The sequence below is a fragment of the Bradyrhizobium genosp. SA-3 genome, assembly GCF_004212635.1.
In the GTDB taxonomy this organism is placed as follows: domain Bacteria; phylum Pseudomonadota; class Alphaproteobacteria; order Rhizobiales; family Xanthobacteraceae; genus Bradyrhizobium.
On sequence record NZ_PSRT01000037.1, the window covers coordinates 16,189 to 34,416 of the forward strand.

The 18,228-nt window shown below is 62.8% G+C and carries 17 protein-coding genes; 13 read left to right on the plus strand and 4 right to left on the minus strand.

What is annotated here, in order from left to right:
- Positions 1-98: 98 nt before the first annotated feature.
- The 5 genes from CWO91_RS14990 to CWO91_RS15010 are packed head-to-tail and all read left to right on the plus strand — an operon-like array spanning position 99 to position 5,261.
- Entirely contained in the window at positions 99-1,049 is a 951-nt protein-coding gene (locus CWO91_RS14990; RefSeq protein WP_130214124.1) for a PDR/VanB family oxidoreductase, read from the plus strand.
- A gap of 18 nt (positions 1,050-1,067) precedes the next feature.
- Positions 1,068-2,408, plus strand: a complete 1,341-nt coding sequence (locus tag CWO91_RS14995; RefSeq protein WP_130214125.1) for an aromatic ring-hydroxylating dioxygenase subunit alpha — start codon at positions 1,068-1,070, stop codon at positions 2,406-2,408.
- Positions 2,405-2,881, plus strand: a complete 477-nt coding sequence (locus CWO91_RS15000) for an aromatic-ring-hydroxylating dioxygenase subunit beta (RefSeq protein ID WP_130214126.1) — start codon at positions 2,405-2,407, stop codon at positions 2,879-2,881. The genes CWO91_RS14995 and CWO91_RS15000 overlap by 4 nt, the downstream gene beginning before the upstream one ends.
- Positions 2,882-2,888: 7 nt before the next feature.
- The gene (locus CWO91_RS15005) at positions 2,889-4,505 is read left to right on the plus strand and encodes an ATP-dependent acyl-CoA ligase (RefSeq protein ID WP_165405472.1); all 1,617 of its coding nucleotides are present in this window, start codon (positions 2,889-2,891) and stop codon (positions 4,503-4,505) included.
- Positions 4,506-4,532: 27 nt separating this feature from the next.
- On the plus strand, positions 4,533-5,261 hold the full coding sequence (locus tag CWO91_RS15010; RefSeq protein ID WP_130214127.1) for an SDR family NAD(P)-dependent oxidoreductase: 729 nt from the start codon (positions 4,533-4,535) through the stop codon (positions 5,259-5,261).
- 4 nt (positions 5,262-5,265) lie between these two features.
- Here the strand turns inward: CWO91_RS15010 and CWO91_RS15015 are convergent, their stop codons facing one another.
- Genes CWO91_RS15015 through CWO91_RS15030 form a run of 4 tightly spaced genes read right to left on the minus strand, consistent with a single transcriptional unit; the run spans position 5,266 to position 10,104 of the window.
- Complete coding sequence (locus tag CWO91_RS15015; RefSeq protein ID WP_130214128.1) at positions 5,266-5,748, minus strand: MarR family winged helix-turn-helix transcriptional regulator; 483 nt, start codon at positions 5,746-5,748, stop codon at positions 5,266-5,268.
- Complete coding sequence (locus CWO91_RS15020) at positions 5,748-6,323, minus strand: MarR family winged helix-turn-helix transcriptional regulator (protein ID WP_245471256.1); 576 nt, start codon at positions 6,321-6,323, stop codon at positions 5,748-5,750. The genes CWO91_RS15015 and CWO91_RS15020 overlap by 1 nt, the downstream gene beginning before the upstream one ends.
- A gap of 56 nt (positions 6,324-6,379) precedes the next feature.
- A complete protein-coding gene (locus tag CWO91_RS15025; protein WP_130214129.1) occupies positions 6,380-7,948 on the minus strand; it encodes an indolepyruvate oxidoreductase subunit beta family protein in 1,569 nt (522 codons plus the stop codon).
- A complete protein-coding gene (locus CWO91_RS15030; RefSeq protein WP_130214130.1) occupies positions 7,945-10,104 on the minus strand; it encodes an indolepyruvate ferredoxin oxidoreductase subunit alpha in 2,160 nt (719 codons plus the stop codon). The genes CWO91_RS15025 and CWO91_RS15030 overlap by 4 nt, the downstream gene beginning before the upstream one ends.
- A gap of 349 nt (positions 10,105-10,453) precedes the next feature.
- Between CWO91_RS15030 and CWO91_RS15035 the strand changes: the two genes are divergently transcribed.
- The 8 genes from CWO91_RS15035 to CWO91_RS15070 all read left to right on the plus strand — a co-directional run bounded on the left by CWO91_RS15035 (position 10,454) and on the right by CWO91_RS15070 (position 18,133).
- Positions 10,454-11,560 carry a cupin domain-containing protein gene (locus CWO91_RS15035; RefSeq protein ID WP_130214131.1) on the plus strand — a complete coding sequence of 369 codons (1,107 nt, stop codon included), beginning with the start codon at positions 10,454-10,456 and terminating at the stop codon, positions 11,558-11,560.
- A gap of 50 nt (positions 11,561-11,610) precedes the next feature.
- Positions 11,611-12,519 carry a fumarylacetoacetate hydrolase family protein gene (locus tag CWO91_RS15040; protein WP_130214132.1) on the plus strand — a complete coding sequence of 303 codons (909 nt, stop codon included), beginning with the start codon at positions 11,611-11,613 and terminating at the stop codon, positions 12,517-12,519.
- Positions 12,519-12,956, plus strand: coding sequence for an acyl-CoA thioesterase (locus CWO91_RS15045; RefSeq protein WP_130214133.1), 438 nt, complete (start codon positions 12,519-12,521; stop codon positions 12,954-12,956). Before CWO91_RS15040 ends, CWO91_RS15045 begins: the two co-directional genes overlap by 1 nt.
- A complete protein-coding gene (locus CWO91_RS15050; protein WP_130214134.1) occupies positions 12,953-13,660 on the plus strand; it encodes a hypothetical protein in 708 nt (235 codons plus the stop codon). Before CWO91_RS15045 ends, CWO91_RS15050 begins: the two co-directional genes overlap by 4 nt.
- Before the next feature lie 333 nt (positions 13,661-13,993).
- Positions 13,994-15,100 (plus strand): TRAP transporter substrate-binding protein, encoded by a 1,107-nt coding sequence (locus tag CWO91_RS15055; protein ID WP_130214135.1) that lies wholly within the window; start codon positions 13,994-13,996, stop codon positions 15,098-15,100.
- A 112-nt stretch (positions 15,101-15,212) separates the two neighbouring features.
- Positions 15,213-15,776: a TRAP transporter small permease subunit gene (locus CWO91_RS15060; protein WP_165405473.1), complete on the plus strand. Its 564-nt coding sequence runs from the start codon at positions 15,213-15,215 to the stop codon at positions 15,774-15,776.
- Positions 15,773-17,197, plus strand: coding sequence for a TRAP transporter large permease (locus tag CWO91_RS15065; protein WP_130214137.1), 1,425 nt, complete (start codon positions 15,773-15,775; stop codon positions 17,195-17,197). The genes CWO91_RS15060 and CWO91_RS15065 overlap by 4 nt, the downstream gene beginning before the upstream one ends.
- A 717-nt stretch (positions 17,198-17,914) precedes the next feature.
- Complete coding sequence (locus CWO91_RS15070; RefSeq protein ID WP_130214138.1) at positions 17,915-18,133, plus strand: hypothetical protein; 219 nt, start codon at positions 17,915-17,917, stop codon at positions 18,131-18,133.
- Positions 18,134-18,228: the final 95 nt, after the last annotated feature.

Sequence of the window (18,228 nt, forward strand, 5' to 3'; positions counted from 1 at the left end):
AGGCTTGGGCCAACGCGTGTCGACCCGAGCGGGCGATTGACATCCAAATTATTATATGTCTAAAAATATGCAAATTCATATATTGTAAGACCCGGCCAATGGACACGCATCCGCTGAGGCTCAAGGTGCAGTCGGTCACGGCGGAGACGCCGACGATCCGAAGCCTTCTGTTCGGCGTGCAGGGCGGTGCGGTTCCGCGATGGCAGGCGGGTGCGCATATCCGCGTGTCGCTGCCAAGCGGGGGAGACCGGCCTTACTCCCTGATAGCCCTGCCGGGCCTGCCCGAGGGAGTCCTTGCGCTCGGCGTTCTGCGCGAGCTGACGTCGACCGGCGGCTCGGCCTTCATGCATGCGCTCGAGATCGGCGATGTCGTGACGGCTTCGGCGCCCGTCAACAATTTCCCGCTGCATGAGGACGATGCGCCTGCGCTGCTGTTCGCCGGCGGCATCGGCATCACGCCGATCCTGTCCATGGCGGCCGAGCTGAAGGCGAGGGGCGTGTCTCACCGTCTTCACTACGCCGGACGGGCCCCGGGTCTGCTGGCGTTCTTGCCGCAGCTGGAGACGGTGTGCGCGAGCACCCTGTCCGTCCATTATGATAACGACGCTTCGTGCCTGGACATCGCAGCGGCGCTGCACGGCTCGCCTGCGAACGCCCATGTCTATGTCTGCGGTCCCGCAGGCATGATCGAAGCGGTGAAGGCCGCTGCTCTCGCCAGCGGCATTGCCGCCGATCGCATCCACGACGAGCTCTTCAAGGCCGAGCCGCCGGGCGCGCCGAACCGCTCGTTCGAGGTGGAGCTCAAATCGACGGGCGAGGTCATCACGGTCGCAGCCGATCGCAGCATCATCGAGGCGCTGGAAGCGGCGGGGCACGAGGTTCTCTCCGACTGCCGGCGCGGCGATTGCGGCATCTGCCAGTGCGGCGTTATCGCAGGCGTTCCCGATCACCGCGATGTCATCCTGAGCGACGCCGAGAAGGCGTCCAACAAGGTCATGCAGATCTGCGTGTCGCGCGCAAAGTCGGAACGGCTGGTGCTGGATCTCTAGGACGAGGGCAGGAACGTCATGGATGGATACACTGGAAATGCGCGCTCGATCGCAGCGCTGGTGCGCGAGGCCGAGGTGCATCGCGACGTCTACGTCGATCCCGAGATCTTCGAGCTCGAGATGGCACATCTGTTTCCCAACAGCTGGGTCTATGTCGGTCATGCGAGCCAGTTGGCGAAGCCCGGCGATTTCATCACCGCCAATATCGGCCGGCAGCCGGTGATGGCGAGCCGCCATATCGACGGCTCCATCCACGTTTTCTACAACCGTTGTCCGCACAAGGGCGTCAAGATCGCCTCGGAGCCTTGCGGCAATGCCGGAAAGTTCTTTCGCTGTCCCTATCACGCATGGTCGTTCAAGACCGACGGCTCGCTGCTCGCGATCCCCTTGAAGAAGGGCTATGAGAGCACCGGTTTTGGCGACACCCAGGCGAATGAAGGCTTATCAAGAATAAAGAACGTCGCGATCCATCGCGACTTCATCTTCGCGCGGCTGAGCGAGACCGGCGTTTCCTTCGAGGACTATTTCGGCCCGAGCCTTTCGACCATCGACAACATGGTCGACCGCTCGCCACTGGGCAAGCTGGAGGTCGTGGCCGCGCCGATCCGCTACATGCACACCTGCAACTGGAAGATGCTGGTCGAGAACCAGACCGACACCTGCCATCCCATGGTCGCTCACGAGAGCTCGGCGGGTACGGCGGTCAAGGTCTGGAAACGCGAGCAGGGCGATTCCACGGAGACGCCGATGGCGGTGCAGCTCTACGGCCCGTTCATGAGCCCGTACGAATTCTACGAGCAGAGCGGCATCAGGATCTGGCCCAACGGCCATGGCCACACCGGCGTCGCCAACTCGATCCATTCGAACTATTCCGACGTCGACGGCTATCTCGAGCAGATGGTCGCGGCCTATGGCGAGACGCGGGCTCACGAAATCCTGGGCGATATCCGGCACAACACCGTCTACTTCCCGAACGTCATGGTCAAAGGCGCCGTCCAGATCCTGCGCAATTTCATCCCGATCGCGGTCGATAGGACGCTGGTCGAGAGCTGGGTCTATCGCCTGGTCGGCGCGCCCGACAAGCTCTACGAGCGTGCCCTGATGTACAACCGCTTCATCAACGCACCGACCTCGATCGTCGGGCACGACGATCTGGAGATGTACGAGCGGGCGCAGGAAGGCCTGAAGTCCAACGGCAATCAGTGGATCAATCTGCGCCGCCTCTACGAGCCCGACGAACAGCCTGATGTCACCGCCGTCATCAACGGGACGTCCGAACGGCAGATGCGCAACCAGTTTCACGCCTGGGCCAAATTCATGACCATGGACATGGACCAGCATCCCGAGGCCGCGGAATGATCGACGAGAAAGCCGTCACGGATTTCATCTATCGGGAGGCCGAGCTGCTCGACACCATGCAGTGGCAGAGCTGGCTCGATCTGTTTCATCCCGAAGGACGCTATTGGATGCCGCTCGAATGGCAGCAGCAGGATCCAGTACTCCAGCCTTCCCTGATGTACGAGGATCTGCTGCTGCTCAAGGTGCGGGTCGAACGCCTCGCCGGTGAACGCACCTTCAGCCAGAAGCCGAAGAGCCGGTGCCACCATCTGCTCCAGGCGCCACGTATCATTGCCTGCGATGCTGCGGCCGGCGTGTTCAAGGCACGAACGTCCTACATCTACACCGAGACGCGCGGCGATCTGCTGGAGCGCTATTCGGGATGGGCATCGCACGATCTCGTGCAGGTCGGCGACAGCCTGAAGATCAAGCTCAAGCGCGTCGATCTCGTCAATTTCGACGCGCCGTTCGGCAACATCCAGCTCTTCATGTGAGTGTATCTTGACCGCTGCGACCACAGTCTACGCCCGCTTTCGCGAGACCGCGCTACGCCGCGGCGAGGCCGGCTTCCTCAACGTGTTGCCGGAGACCGCCGGCATTTACGGCATCGCAGCCGGCGAGATCTCCTACCGCGCGATGCTCGCGCGGATCGAGGGCCGGCGGCAGGCGTTCACGGACCGCGGCTATGGCGAAGGACACAGGGTCGGGCTTCTGCTTCAGAACCGGCCGGTATTCGTCGAGCTGTGGTTCGCATTGAATGCGCTTGGCGTCTCCGTGGTGCCGATCAATCCCGATCTGCGCATCAGCGAACTCGAATACATCATCTCCCATTCCGAGATGAATGCCGCCTTCGTTCTCGCCGAGCGCTGCGCCGAGGTGGCGACGGCGGCGCGCCAAGCCGGCCGGTCGATCCCAGTCGTGACCGACGACGGAGACGTTCCCGCGCCATACGACGGTGCGCGGTCGTTGCGGCCGGCGGGCGGCGCAACCGAATGCGCGCTGCTCTACACCTCCGGCACGACGGGGCAACCGAAAGGCTGCGTTCTCACCAACGAATATTTCCTGCACAGCGGAAACTGGTATCGCGACGCCGGCGGGCTGATCGGCCTGAAGCCAGATGGCGAGCGCATGATCACGCCGCTGCCGCTGTTCCACATGAACGCGATGGCGGTCTCGCTGATGGCGATGGTCTCGGTCGGCGGCAGCCTGACCATGCTCGATCGATTTCACCCACGCAGCTGGTGGGCCTCGGTCAGGGAGAGCCGGGCCACGTGCCTGCACTATCTCGGTGTCATGCCCTCGATGCTGATGAGCGCCGCGCCGTCCGAACAGGACCTGCAGCACAATGTGCGCTTCGGGTTCGGCGCCGGCGTCGACAAGCTGCTCCATGCGCCCTTCGAGGCCCGCTTTGGCTTCCCGCTGATCGAGGCCTGGGCGATGACCGAGACCGGCAGTGGCGGCGTGATCGCCGCCAACCTTGAGCCGCGCAAGGTCGGCACCAGCTGCTTCGGCCGCCCGGCCTCTGAGATCGAGATTCGCATCGTCGATGACCGCGGCGTCGATACGCAAGGGGAAACGCCGGGCGAGCTCCTGGTGCGGCGAGCAGGCGCGGATCCGCGCTATGGCTTCTTCCGGGAATACCTCAAGAACCCCGAGGCCACGGCGGAGGCCTGGGCCGGAGGCTGGCTGCACACCGGCGATATCGTCTCGCGCGATGCGGATGGCGATCTGCATTTCGTCGACCGCAAGAAAAACGTCATCCGCCGCTCCGGCGAGAACATCGCCGCGGTCGAGGTCGAATCCGTCCTCAATCGTCATCCCGCGATCCGGCAGGCCGCGATTGCGGCGACCCCGGATCAGGTGCGTGGCGACGAGGTCGCGGCCGTCATCATCGCCGAGCAGGCCGGCGCTGACCGCGCGCTGGCCGAGGCCATCGTGCGCTGGAGCCTGGAGCAGATGGCCTATTACAAGGCACCCGGCTGGATCTGCTTCGTCGACCGGCTGCCGCTGACTGCAACCGAGAAGATCCAGCGCGGCGGCTTGAAGGATCTCGTAGCCAGGCTGATGCAGGACGGCGCGTTCTTCGATCTCCGCGAGATGAAGCGGCGGCAGGTCTGACCCGAAAAGCCCGCAGGAACACCGATCATGAGCCAGACCCGCACCACTCTCATCACCGGCGGCAATTCCGGGATCGGCGAAGCGCTGGCGAAGAGGCTGGTCGACAAGGGACAGCGCGTCGTCTCGGTGGGGCTGGAGAAGCCGGGCTGGACGCACGATCTGCTCGCGGCCTATTGCGCGGACCTGACCAGCCTTGAGGAGGCGCGGGCCATCGCGCAGGAGATCGGCGCCAACCACGCGATCGATTGCCTCGTGCACAATGCCGGCATCATCCTGCCGAACCTGTTGCCGGATGCGAAGCCCGAAGACATCCTGGCGCTTGCGCAGCTGCATCTCGGCGCACCGATGCTTCTGACCCAGGCCGCTCTGGATGGCATGATCTCGCGCCGTTTCGGCCGCATCGTGTTCGTCAGCTCGCGCGCGGCGATGGGCGCCGTGACCCGCTCGGCCTATTCCGCCACCAAGGCTGGCGTGCACGGCATGGCGCGGACATGGGCGCTGGAGCTGGCGTCCAGCGGCATCACGGTCAACGTCGTCGCGCCGGGCCCGATCCTGACCGACAATTTCTGGGGCATCATCCCCAAGGATTCCGAGCGGCAGGAGAGCATGGCGCGTAACGTCCCGATCGGCCGGCTCGGTGCGCGCGAGGACGTGGCGCACGCGGTCGAATTCTTCCTCGACGAGCGCTCGGATTTCGTGACGGGGCAGGTGCTGTATGTCTGCGGCGGCACCAGCCTGGTCGGTCTCGGCCCCTGATGGATCAGATCTGGTTCTGCTTGATGTTTTCGACCATCCTGGCGAGCACCCGCGCGCAGACTTCGATCTCGTCCGGATCGATGCCGGCGGTCAGCCGCTCATAGTTCTTTTCCATGATGGGCCAGATCTTGCGCAGCAGAGCCTCGCCGTCCGGCGTCAACGCCACCACCCGGCGGCGCTGGTCGTCCTCGGCGATTTCGCGCTTGACGAGACCCGAGGACACCATTGACTCGACCATCCTGCTGGCGGTCGACTGCTCGGTCACGGCGAGAACGGCGACCTCGTTGACGGTGAGAGTCTTGTAGATGAACAGGATCGACAGTGTCCGGAACACGACGTTGTTGATGCCGTGCTCGCTGAGATCGCGGTTCTGGTCGAGGTTCCAGCGATTGGCCAGTCGATTGAACAGATAGGGGATGTAGGCTTGCAGCTGGTCTCTTGACCGCGGCGGTCCGGATTTCCACCTGCTCTTGGATTCTTTCGCCATTATTTCTTGCGACTTTGCTTCTTGCTCTGGGTACGAATTTTTGCCGAAAGAGACCGCAGCACCGACAGCGCGGTGTCCAGTTCGTCGGCCGAAATGGTCTCGAGCCTTTGGCTGAGATGTCTCTTGTGCATGTCGGCGGCCTTCCTGAACAGGGCTTCGCCCTTCGGCGTGAGGCGGACGATGAAGGACCGGCGATCCTCGCTGGACATTTCCTTGCTGATGAGATCGTCGGCCAGGAGCCGCTGCACCAAACCCGAGACGTTGCCGCCGGAAACCTTCAGGTTCTGCGACAACTGCCCGAGCGCGAGGCCGTTCCTGTCGCGGTCGAGTTGGGCCAGCACGTCGAACTTCGCCAGCGACAAGCCGAACTCCGAGATCAGCAGCGCATTCAGCGACGCGAAGATGTCACCGTGGAGCGACAGCAGCTGCAGCCAGAGTCGGGTCTCTATCTGCCCGAGGGGAACGATGTTCTCTTTCAGTGTTGCCGGCATTGCGTGACCAGGAGGACAGGGTGGTCTGGCGGAGGTGTTCCGAAGATCGTCAGCCCCGATTAGCGAACCGGGAATCGCAGTCAAGCAGCTCGATTCTGACCCGCGTCAGCTTGAACGGCAATCCGGCGCTAAGGTCAATCTCATGAGGCGAAGCTTTTGATGGTCTGGATCACGCCGTCGAGCTGCTTGCCCGGGCCGTCCTTCAGCGCCGCCTCCCGCAGGCGGCGGGCCCAGTCCGCGGCATCCTCGCGCTGTGCAACCAGTGTGATCGCGGCCAGCGTCCTGTCGAACTTCGACAGGCCGCGGCTGTGGGTATCGGAATAGCCCTTGACCAGCCGGCGGCATTGCAGGATCTCGACGCCGAGCTGGTAATTGGTGCGGACCGCCGCGGTGGCGGCCTTGAGCCATTCGTCGCGATGCGCCGTCTCAATGGCGTGGCGGCGCGAGCGGCGGCGCAGCCCCCGGAGCCCGCCCACGATATAAAGCGCGAGAAACCAAGGCAGCGAATAGGTCCGCACCCGGCGTCCCCTGTTGATGCGGCGATCGAGCCAGCCCATGAGCCGCGGCCTGGTTTCGAGCCAGCGACCAAAGCCCGCGGGCAACACCCCCATGACCTCCTCCATGCGGGGATGCATGAATTCGGTGCTCTGCAGCACCTGACCTTGCGCCAGTTCCAGCTCGCCCTCGATCCGCGCGCGGCGCGCCGAGCGTGTCTTCAGGTCGGCAACGCGAATGACATCGTCATAGGTCATGGCATTGGCGAGGTACTTTGCAGCCATCCGTGTGAAGGCAAAGCTTCTGTCCGCGCCACCGGCGCTGTGATCGGCGGCGTGCAGCCCACTGAGAATGTCGAGATATTCGACGCCGTAAGCGATGTCCTGGAAGTCGACCACCTTTTTCAGCCCGGCGTGGGCCAGTTCGAGTGCGGGCTGCGGCAGCTCGTGTCTTAGCCGTTCGAGCAGTTTGGCCAACCGGGGATCGAGGCTCGCAGGCGAGGGGCTTCGCTTGTCCTTCTCCGGTTGGGATGCTGCGGTGGCATCAGGCGCCCCGACGCGGGCGCGATCAAAAGCGGCTTCAAAAGTCTCGACGCTCGCCTTGGCCCCTTTCTCGCCGGCGCGGATCACCGCGAGATAGCTGTCGCGGCCGAACGGCAGCACTCCGGTGGCGGCGAGCGCGCCGAACATCGCAGCGGAAATGACGCTGCCATGTGCGATGGCCAGGGCGTTCATGTCGAAGATGATTTCGCTCTTGGCGGCAACACCGATCGCCCCTCGCACGGCGCCGTTGTCGGCGATGCCGTCGCCCGGCGCGATCTTTTCGCCGATGGCAAAGGACCGGTGATTGGAGGCGATCAGGGTGGTGCGGTCCGGCGTCACCAGGCCGCGCAGGATCGAGCGTCCCGCTTCCATGAATTCGGCGGCCATCACGACGTCGACATCGCCAGGTGTCGGCATCAGCGACAGGATCGGCTTGCGCCCATCGAGCGGCGGCATCGCCTCGATGTAGTAGATCGTGGCGCCGGTCCGCTGCGCGACGCCGGGCACCGATGTCGACTGCGCGACCCAGCCATGGTTCTCCGCGAGCTGGACGATCCAGTCGGTCAGCACGCCGCCGCCCTGGCCGCCCATGGCGAGGATCGCGATCGAGATCGGGCGCTCGGTCGCTTCGCCGGCCGCGGGAAGCGCAAGTCGAACCGTCTCGTCTCTCATGTCAGCGCCTCGAGCGCCGGTCGGCGGCGCTCGCGCCGCCGTTGCAGCCAGCCGATCACCGTCATCGCGATGTTCGACTTGAAGCTGTCCCAGCGGGTCGGATTGTGAATGACGTCGGCGCGGTAGAACGAGGGACACAGCACGGCGGCCTCGGCGACCTCGCCGCAATTGCCGCAGCCGACACAGGAATTGTCGATCGCGGCGACCGGATCGTCGCGCAAGGGATCGTCGAGCTGTTTCACCGAGAGGGACGGGCAGCCCGACAGGCGGATGCAGGCGTGGTCGCCGGTGCAGACGTCTTCATCGACACCGAAGCGCTCCTTGACGATGCGCACCCCGTCCTTGATCGCCTTGCTCGTCTGCGGCTTCACGCGGCGCTGCTTGTTCAGCATGCATTCGGACGAAGCGACGATCACCTTGGGACCGTCATCCTTCGTCGTCAGCGCCTCCTTCAGCGTGTCGCGCATCCTGCCGACGTCATAGGTGCGGTCGATCTGCCGCACCCACTGGGCGCCAATGCCTTTCACCGCCTGCACGATCGAATTGTTGGTCTTGCGCCGCTTGTTGACCGCGCGGGACGACAGGATGTCCTGGCCGCCGGTTGCCGAGGTGTAAAAATTGTCGACGATGACGAAGACGCCGTCATGCTTGTTGAAGACGGCGTTGCCGATGCCGCTGGTCAGCCCGTTGTGCCAGAAACCGCCGTCGCCCATGACCGCGATCGAGCGCTTGTCGGCCTTGACGTTGAATGCGGAGGTCGAGGCCGGACCGAGGCCGAAGCCCATCGTCGTCGCGCCGATGTTGAATGGCGGCAGGATCGAGAACAGATGGCAGCCGATGTCGGCCGAGACGTGGTGCTCGCCGAGTTCTTCTTCCACCAGCTTCATCGCGGCGAAGATCGGCCGTTCCGGGCAGCCGGTGCACAGGCCCGGCGGCCGGGCCGGCACGACCTGCTTGAGCTTCTCGACCGCCGGATGATTCAGCACCGGAACAGCATCCGGTGCCGGTGGCCTGTTGCCGAGCAATCTCGGCTCCGTCTTCTCGAGGAATTCCCTGACACCGCCAAGCAGGACCTGCGCGGTATAGTCGCCGCCCATCGGCAGCACGTCCTTGCCGTGGACGCGCGCCTGGATGTCCTTGCGCCGCAGCACGGTATTGATCGCCTGCTCCAGATATTCCGGCTGGCCTTCCTCGACGATCAGGACGGCGGCCTTGTCGAGGCAGAACTCGGCGACCTCCGCGTCGATCACGGGGTAGGTGACGTTCATGACGTAGAGCGGGATCTGCGTATTGCCATAGGCATCCGAGAGCCCGAGATATTGCAGCGCGCGGATGACATTGTTGTACATGCCGCCCTGCATGATGATGCCGACCTTGCCGCGCTTCGGTCCCATCCATTCGTTCAATTTGTTGTCGCGGATGAAGCCGATCGCCGCGGGCATGCGCGTCTTGATCTTCTCCTGCTCATGCTCATAGGCCGCCGGCGGCAGCACGATGCGGCCAACGTCGCGCCTGGGGTTGTTGAGCGCGTCCTTGATGGTGTGCGCCGGCCTGACATTGTCTTTGCAGGCAAAGCTTCCATGCATGTGGCAGGCGCGAACGCGGACTTCCAGCATCACGGGCGTGTTCGAGCATTCCGAGAGCTCGAAACCCTTCTCGATCAGGTTGACGATGCATTCATGATCGGGCCGCGGATCGAGCAGCCAAATCTGCGATTTCATGGCGAAGGCGTGGGTGCGCTCCTGCATGATGGAGGAGCCTTCGCCGTAATCTTCGCCGACGATGATCATGGTGCCGCCGGTGACGCCGCCGGAGGCGAGATTGGCGAGCGCATCGGAGGCGACATTGGTGCCGACCGTGGACTTCCAGGCCACCGCGCCTCGCAGCGGATACATCACCGATGCCGAGAGCATCGCCGCGGCGGCCGCTTCGTTGGCCGAGCTCTGGAACACGACGCCGAGATCGTCGAGCACGTCCTTGGCGTCGGCCAGCACGTCCATCAGATGCGAGATCGGCGAACCCTGGTAGCCGCCGACATAGGCCACACCGGATTGCAGCAGCGCCTTGGTGATGGCGAGGATGCCTTCGCCGCGGAAGGTGTCGCCCGCGCCGAGCCGGAGATCTTCGACCTCGCGAGCGAAAGACCGTTCAGCCATTGCGTCCTCCAGAAATATGCATTACCATAATTTTACATATGAAGTAAGTCAATGCGCGGACATGCCGCCATCCCAGTTCGGGCGCGGTCGTGACCAGCGACAGGGTAGGGCCGATGCTCAAGCTGCCTCGCGTCAAGGCTGCCGCCATGCAGGCTTCATCTCGGCATCTTAGCGCCAGCGCAATGGCCGACAAGCCGGCCTCGTTGGCCTGCCGCGACGATGTTCCCGGCCATCTCCGTTTGGAACTGGATGGTCGATCCCTGGCCATCAATGGATGGCACGCTTCGATCCAACGAACGCCCTAAGACGCCACGACACAGGACTTGGAGCACAGGACTTGGAGGATGAGATGCGCGACAACGTGATCGGCCGGGCCAATGTCGAGGACACTCCGGAGCTCAAGGCCTACTACAAGGATCTCGAGAAATACGAAGCCGGTGCGTTGTGGACGGTCGCCAACAAGATCGAGCCATGGCAGCCGCAATCGGCGTCCGTTCCCGTGCTCTGGCGTTACGGCGATCTGCGCGAACATGTGCTGCGCTCGGTCGAGCTGGTCTCTCCCGAAAAAGCCGGGCGTCGGGTGATCTATCTCAACAATCCCGGTCGTCGCGACGTATCGGCAGCCGTCGGCTGGCTCTATTCGGGCTTGCAGGTCATGCATCCCGGCGAGGTCGCCTCGGCCCACGCGCACTCGGCTTCGGCCCTGCGCTTCATCATGGAAGGCTCGGGTGCTTACACCGTCGTCGATGGGCACAAGATGACGTTAGGGGCCCGCGATTTCGTGCTCACACCAAACGGCACCTGGCACGAGCATGGGGTCGACACTGGCGGCTCTGTGTGCATCTGGCAGGACGGGCTCGACATCCCGCTCGTCAACGCGCTCGAAGCCAATTTCTTCGTGGTGCATCCCAACATCCAGCAGGAAGAGTCCGGCTATCCCGTCGACGACGTGACCAAGACCTGGGGTAACCCCGGGCTTCGCCCGGTGAACGCACCGTGGTCGAAGGGCTATTCGCCGATGTTCAAATATGAGTGGGAGCTGACCTACGAAGCCTTGCAGAAATATGCGGCTGCGACCGACGGCTCGCCTTACGACAGCATCCTCATGAACTACGTCAATCCGATCACCGGCGGGCACGTGATGCAGACGATCGGCGCGAGCATGCAAATGCTGCGGCCGGGCGAGAAGACGAAGTCGCACCGGCATACCGGAAGCTTCATCTACCAGGTCGCGAAGGGCCGCGGCTATTCCGTCATCGCAGGCAAGCGCTTCGAATGGCAGGAGCGCGACATCTTCTGCGTTCCGTCCTGGGCTTGGCACGAGCACGGCAATGCCTCCGCGAGCGAGGACGCCTGCCTGTTCTGCTTCAACGACCTGCCTGTGATCGAAGGTCTCGGGCTCTATCGGGAAGAGGCCTATGGCGACAATGCCGGCCATCAGCCGGCAGCGGCCTGACGTCACGTGCTCCCACAGAATTTGAACGGAAACGGTCGGATCAAGCTTCCATGCGTCTCGTGACCTATACCTTCGGCTCCGGCGGTGCCCGCCTTGGAGCGCTCGTCAACGGGCTGGTCGTCGATGTCGAGCGCCTCGGCGCATCGTCCGGTCTGGCATGGCCGAACGACATGCTGTCGTTCATCGACAACAACGCGACGCTGTTGCCGGCGCTCAAGGGTGGTCTCGAAAGCGCCAATGGGCGCTTGCCGGCCGGCGCTGCCGTTCCCCTCGAGGACGTCAAGCTGCAGGCGCCGATCCCGCGGCCCCGCAAGAACATCTTCGGAATCGGGCTCAATTATCGCGCGCATGTCGCGGAGTCCGCCAAGAGCCTGGACACCGACAAGGATCTGCCGAAACAGCCGGTCGTCTTCTCCAAGCCGCCGACCTCCGTGATCGGTCCGGGCGCGGCGATCCAGCACAATGCGAAGATGACGCAGCAGCTCGACTGGGAGGTCGAGCTTGCCGTCATCATCGGCAGGACCGCGACCCGCATCACGGCCGAGAAGGCGATGGATCACGTGTTCGGCTATTCGGTGATGATCGACATTTCCGCGCGCGACAATCGCCGGGCCGGGCAGTGGATCTTTTCCAAGGGCATGGACACCTATGCGCCGTTCGGCCCCTGCATCGTGACCGCGGATGAAATTGCCGATCCACATGACCTGCGGCTGTGGCTGACGAAGAACGGGGTCACGAAGCAGGACTCCAACACCAAGTACATGATCTTCGACGTTCCGGCCCTGATTGCCGACATTTCGTCCGGAATGACGCTGGAGCCGGGCGACATCATCGCGACGGGAACGCCGGAAGGGGTGGGCGCGGGCATGACTCCGCAGGAATGGCTGTGGCCGGGCGACGTGGTGGAGGCCGGGGTCGACGGCGTCGGTGTCATCCGGCACCCCGTCGTCGCGATCTGATGACGGCGTTCTCGTTCGACCGCAAGCTGCGGTTCGCGGACTGCGATCCCTCCGGAATCGCCTACTTTCCGTCCTATCTGAACATGCTCAACGGAGTCGTCGAGGATTTCTGGGAGGCGATCGGATTTCCCTGGCCCGGATTGATCACGCTCCGGAAGATCGGCACGCCCACCGTGCATCTGGCTTGCGATTTCTCCCGGCCGTCGATGTTCGGCGATCTCTTGACGTTCAAGCTGCACATCGGCCGGGTGGGTGGATCATCGCTGCATTTGGATCACGTCGTCTCGGGCTCGGATGGCCTGCGCTGGCGCGCACGCCAGATCCTTGCCGCAACCTCGCTCGTGGATCACCATGCCATTCCGTGGCCCGACGATGTTCGGGCTGCGCTTGTCGCGCATCTAGATGTCGATGAGGAAATTGAAGCAGCGTCATCATGATCTCCTTGTTCATGACATTCGTCGACCCGACGGGCGGACGGCGCGTCGGATCGGACGCGCTGGACGCCGCCGCAGTGCTGGTCGGGGCGGTCACAGAGATGACCGAGGGCCTGTTGTTCACGCCGCTGGAGCAATCGGTCGATCATCCCTACAAGGCCGACGGTCCGGGGCCAACCTTCGCGCTGCAATTGCGGTTTCCGGATCTGTTCGCTTGTGAAGCTGCGCTGGGGCGCGACGGAGCGCTCGCCAGCCTCGCAACCGGCGGCGGATTATCGAGCCTCACCGGATTGGACGTCACCCACCAGGTGATGCTGACACGCTCCTTTCCGGTCGATGTCGCCGCGCATCCTCCCGGCACGGCCACCCCGTGCAGCTATCTCGTGCACTATCCCGGGCCGGCGGACGACATCAACGCCTGGCATCTGCACTATCTCGAGCATCACCCCTCGATCATGCGGACCTTCCCGGACGTCCGCCAGATCGAGATCTATACGCGGATCGATTGGGTCGACCGGCTGCCGTCGCGGCGGGTCGAGCACATGCAGCGAAACAAGCTGGTGTTCGACAGTCCGGCAGCCCTCTCGCGCGCGCTGAGCTCCGACGTGATCAAGCGCATGCGCGCAGACTTCGTCCAGTTCCCGCCGTTCGCAGGGGGCAACAAGCATTTTCCGATGCTGACGCGAACTGTTGCATCTAAATCTTAGAGGCGAGGGCGCGCGCAAAGCGGGCATCGGCGGACAACGTCAAATAGAGCAGGCAGCTCCGCCCGAGAGGCGGCCGAGATAATCGTTCAAGGCTTCGTCTGTACGAACATCGGCCGCGGCGCAACAAGCCGCGGTAGGTCCGTCGGCGCGGCTGGCGCAAGAACGCGCCACGCTGCGGTAACCTGCCGGCGCTTGCTGCGGCCAGAAAGCAAGATGACAACTTGCGGCGATGGTGGCAGAATGGTGGCAGACGTGGTTTGAAGATCCGGCGACCAAGAACAACGAAGAAAAAGCGATCGCCCCGGTCACGTCGTCCAAGGGAGGAGATGGCTCATGAAACGCATGTTTCTGGGGTTAGTCGCCGTTGCCCTGATCGCTTCGGCGTTTGTCGTATCCACCACTGCAGTCATGGCGCAGACGAAAGTGTTGAAGATGCAGGCCACATGGCCGGCATCGCTCACGCTCTATGACAACTTCACCTATTTCGCCGACCGGGTGAACAAGCTGTCGGCCGGCGCGCTGAAGATCGAGGCAATGCCCGCTGGCCAGGTCGTGCCGGCGTTCGAGGTGCTGGACGCAACCCACAAGAGGGTGCTCGACGGAGCGCATGCGTGGGCCGGCTACTGGACCGGCAAGAACAAGGCCGCGATCCTGTTCACCGGCGGTCCCGGCGGCACCTTTGGCATGGACTTCATGGACGTGATGGGTTGGCTCTATCACGGCGGCGGCCTCGACCTATACAACGAGTTCTATCAGAAGGAGCTCAAGCTCAACCTCGTCGTGTTCCCCATCCTGCCCGCGGGGCCGCAGGCGTTCGGCTGGTTCAAGAAGCCGATCCAGACGGTCGAGGACATGAAAGGCATGAAATGCCGCCAGACCGGCATGGCCGGCGAAGTGTGGCAGGCCCTCGGCTTCACGGTGGTCAACATGCCGGGCGGAGAAATCATTCCCTCTGCGCAACGCGGCGTGATCGATTGCGCAGAATGGGTCGGCGGCATCGAGGACCTGCAGCTCGGCTTCCACAACGTCTGGAAGTACCATTATTCGCCTGGCTTGCATGAGAACGTGACGATCGGCGAAATCGTCATCAACGGCGATGTGTGGAAGGAGCTCAGCCCGCAGCATCAGGAGATCATCAAGTCGGCGGCCAACGAGACATTCCTGGTCTGGTGGACCAAGTGGCAGCGCCAGAACGCCGATGCGCTGATCGAGATGCAGCAGAAGCACGGCGTGCAGATCCTGCGCACGCCGACGGAGATCCTGCTGGCCTTCATCAAGAAGTGGGACGAGATCGCGGCGGCCGAGAGCGCCAAGAACCCGTTCTTCAAGAAGGTGCACGAATCGCAGAAGGCCTATGCCAGCGCTGTGGTGCCGTACAAGCGGTCCTATTTCCCGCCGTACTCCTTCATGGCGAACTACTACTTCCCTCTCGAGAAATAGGGCTTCCTCCGAGGGCGGCCGGTCAGGCCGCCCTCCATTGATGCGGCTCATGCGCCCGCTCTGCGTCGCGCCGCAAATGCGCCGCCCGAACGGTCAAGGGAAGGGGCGAGGGATGGCTGAGATAACTGGCAGGCAGTCGCCGGCGCTCCTGGCCATAATCAGGATCATCGACGGCTTCACGGACCGAACCGGCACGATCATCTCATGGCTGTCGGTGCCGCTGGTCCTGGCCGTCGCTTACGAGGTTGGGGCGCGTTACCTGTTCAACGCGCCGACCATATGGGTCTATGACGCAACCTACATGCTGTACGGATCGCTGTTCATGCTTGGCGCCGCTTACGCGCTGCACAAGGGTGCTCATATCCGTACCGACTTCTTCTGGGACAAGTTCTCGATCCGCAGGAAGGGCTGGATCGATACGATCTCCTATGTCGTCTTCTTCTTCCCGAGCCTGATCATGCTGTTCCTGATCAGCTGGAACGAATTTCACTACGCCTGGCTGATCAACGAGACTTCGGATCAGACGCCGTGGCGGCCCGTGCTGTGGCCGTTCAAGTTCATCGTGCCGTTCGCCTGCCTCCTGCTGCTGATCCAGGGCGTGTCCGAACTGATCAAGAGCATCTACATGGCGCGCACCGGCGTCGAGCTCGAGCACAAGGAGAAGGTCGAGATATGACCGCAGAAGCGCTCATCGGCGTCGTCATGCTGCTGGTGCTGCTCGGCGCGATCTTCATCGGTGTGCCGATCTCGTTCACGTTGCTGTTTCTCGCCTTTTCGTTCGGCTACTGGGGCATGGGCCCGACGGTCTTCGAGCTCGGCTACTTCCAGACCATCGGCATGATGAAGGAAGAGCTCCTCGCCGCCGTGCCGCTGTTCATCTTCATGGGCTTCATCACCGAGCAGGCGGGACTCATGGAGCGCCTTTTTACGGCGTTCCGCATGATGCTTGCGCCCGTGCGCGGCGCACTCTTCCTCGTCGTCATCCTGACCTCGACCGTGTTCGCGATGGCGACAGGCATCGTCGGCGCAGCCGTCACCGTTCTTGGCATCATGGCCTCGCCGATCATGACGAAGGCGGGTTATGACGCCAAGCTTTCAGCGGGCACCATCACGGCGGGCGGCACGCTCGGCATTCTCATTCCGCCGTCGGTCATGCTGATCGTGATGGGCCCAGTGCTCGGGGTGTCGGTCGCCGATCTCTATGCTGCAGCCTTCGGGCCGGGCTTCCTGCTGGCCGGCATCTACATCGCCTATCTGATGGGCCGCGCCTTCCTGAATCCCAAACTAGGGCCGCCGGTGCCAAAGGATGAGCGGATCTACTCCGTTGGCTACATTGCGCGCGAGGTGATCGTCGGCACGCTGCCGCTGCTCGGGCTCATCACGGCGACGCTCGGCTCGATCATCGGGGGTCTTGCGACGCCGACGGAGGCCGCCGGCATCGGCAGCGTCGGCGCTCTGGTTCTGGCCATCGCATATGGCAGGTTCTCGTTCGCCGGACTGCAGCGCGCGCTGACCTCGACGATGGCGACGTCGAGCATGGTCCTGTTGCTGGCGGTCACATCGAACATCTTCGGTGCGGTGTTCGCTCGCCTCGGCTCGGCGAACTGGATCACCGAGACGATGCTCGGCTTGCAGTTGCCGCCGAGCTTCATGCTGATTGTCGTGCTCTTTCTCATTTTCCTGCTGGGTTGGCCGTTTGAGTGGCCGGCCATCATCCTGGTGTTCCTGCCGATCTTCTATCCCGTTGTGAAGGGCATGGGCATCGACCTCATATGGTTCGGAGCGTTGGTTGCGGTGGTGCTGCAGACCGCCTTTCTGTCGCCGCCGGTCGCCATGTCGGCGTACTATCTCAAGCAGGTGGTCAAGGGCTGGAGTCTCGCGACGATTTACGCCGGCATGTTCCAGTTCATGATCCTGCAGGTGGTATGCGTTGGGCTTATGATCGCTTTCCCCGGGATTGCGACCTGGTTCCCGCAGACGCTGCACGAGACGTCGCGCAGTCAGGTCATCCCCGAGGAGTACAGGAAAATCCTGGAGCAGCAGAAGCAAGCACCGTCCCTGGAAGACGAGGATTGGTTGACACCAAAAAAGAAGTAGCCGGACGTCTGTGTGCTGCGCTGCTCAAGGATTACGGATTTATGACGGTGGGATGTCGATCCATCTCATCCCCCATGCGAATTGAACACTTGGCAGAAGAAAGGGCCATATCGGTCGGTATCCGAGCGTGGAATACATTTTCTGCCGTGTGTGTACCGCTTCACATCTTGTACGTGAAACGATGCTACCGTTAGCCTGAATGTCCCTTTTTTATTTCCTAGCCCAACGTCGGCGTTTTTTTTGGCAATTGCAGTTCCAGGGGCTCGTAAATGAGTAGTCGTGATCGGGTCTGCGACCGTATGGTCATTCTGCATCAACGTGTCTGGTCGCTCAATTCTCAGCTTGCGGAGCTTCGAAGCCTTAGCACTCGGGTGCAAGAGGCCTTGGAAAGAACCAAAGGCAAACGTTCAAGAGTCCCACGTCTGGGGGCAGTGCGGCGTCGATCTCGAAGATAATTGCAAGATCGAGAGCCATGAGCCGTAGCTTGGGCCATGTGCCGTAACCCGCAGAAGGTAGGCTCTCTGTCAAAGGCCCGCTCTGGGTCAAAAGCATCGTTCTAATCGCCGCTTCCGGTCTGCGCCGATCGGCGGACGATTTTGGAGCCCGGCCATGGGCAGTCTCGTGGGGGTGATCCTTGGGCCGTCCAATCGACGTACCGCCCAATTTCCATGTGTGCTATCTAGTTGGGTAGCAAAATGGTAGCAGGAAAAGCAGATCATGACTGACGATCAGGTCAATCTTGTCGTTCAGCACCTTTGCGAGCAATTGCACTTGGCGCTCCGATTGAAGGGCAGCGAGGCACATCCACCAAACGCCAAGGATATTGGATTCGATCCTGCCTTTGTAAGAACTGTACTGCTGACCGGGTTGCGGTCGGCGGGTGTCACGATCCATGACGAGGCATCCGGGGCGCGCGAAGAGCCGCCGTCTTCCTAATCGCAAGACGCGGGACAGAAGCTCCGCGCCGATGTCTCGGTTCGGTCACCAGCGGCTGTCGAGGTAACCGCGGCTCCGCTCCCGTTTACCGTCGA

Bases quoted from the DNA above. Each gene is read 5' to 3' on its own strand.
- CWO91_RS15030 (WP_130214130.1), bottom strand. From the start codon at position 10,104: ATGGCTGAACGGTCTTTCGCTCGCGAGGTCGAAGATCTCCGGCTCGGC.
- CWO91_RS15045 (WP_130214133.1), top strand. From the start codon at position 12,519: ATGACGGCGTTCTCGTTCGACCGCAAGCTGCGGTTCGCGGACTGCGAT.
- CWO91_RS14995 (WP_130214125.1), top strand. From the start codon at position 1,068: ATGGATGGATACACTGGAAATGCGCGCTCGATCGCAGCGCTGGTGCGC.
- CWO91_RS15065 (WP_130214137.1), top strand. From the start codon at position 15,773: ATGACCGCAGAAGCGCTCATCGGCGTCGTCATGCTGCTGGTGCTGCTC.
- CWO91_RS15055 (WP_130214135.1), top strand. From the start codon at position 13,994: ATGAAACGCATGTTTCTGGGGTTAGTCGCCGTTGCCCTGATCGCTTCG.
- CWO91_RS15040 (WP_130214132.1), top strand. From the start codon at position 11,611: ATGCGTCTCGTGACCTATACCTTCGGCTCCGGCGGTGCCCGCCTTGGA.
- CWO91_RS15035 (WP_130214131.1), top strand. From the start codon at position 10,454: ATGCGCGACAACGTGATCGGCCGGGCCAATGTCGAGGACACTCCGGAG.
- CWO91_RS15000 (WP_130214126.1), top strand. From the start codon at position 2,405: ATGATCGACGAGAAAGCCGTCACGGATTTCATCTATCGGGAGGCCGAG.
- CWO91_RS15060 (WP_165405473.1), top strand. From the start codon at position 15,213: ATGGCTGAGATAACTGGCAGGCAGTCGCCGGCGCTCCTGGCCATAATC.
- CWO91_RS15025 (WP_130214129.1), bottom strand. From the start codon at position 7,948: ATGAGAGACGAGACGGTTCGACTTGCGCTTCCCGCGGCCGGCGAAGCG.
- CWO91_RS15070 (WP_130214138.1), top strand. From the start codon at position 17,915: ATGACTGACGATCAGGTCAATCTTGTCGTTCAGCACCTTTGCGAGCAA.
- CWO91_RS15050 (WP_130214134.1), top strand. From the start codon at position 12,953: ATGATCTCCTTGTTCATGACATTCGTCGACCCGACGGGCGGACGGCGC.
- CWO91_RS15010 (WP_130214127.1), top strand. From the start codon at position 4,533: ATGAGCCAGACCCGCACCACTCTCATCACCGGCGGCAATTCCGGGATC.
- CWO91_RS14990 (WP_130214124.1), top strand. From the start codon at position 99: ATGGACACGCATCCGCTGAGGCTCAAGGTGCAGTCGGTCACGGCGGAG.
- CWO91_RS15015 (WP_130214128.1), bottom strand. From the start codon at position 5,748: ATGGCGAAAGAATCCAAGAGCAGGTGGAAATCCGGACCGCCGCGGTCA.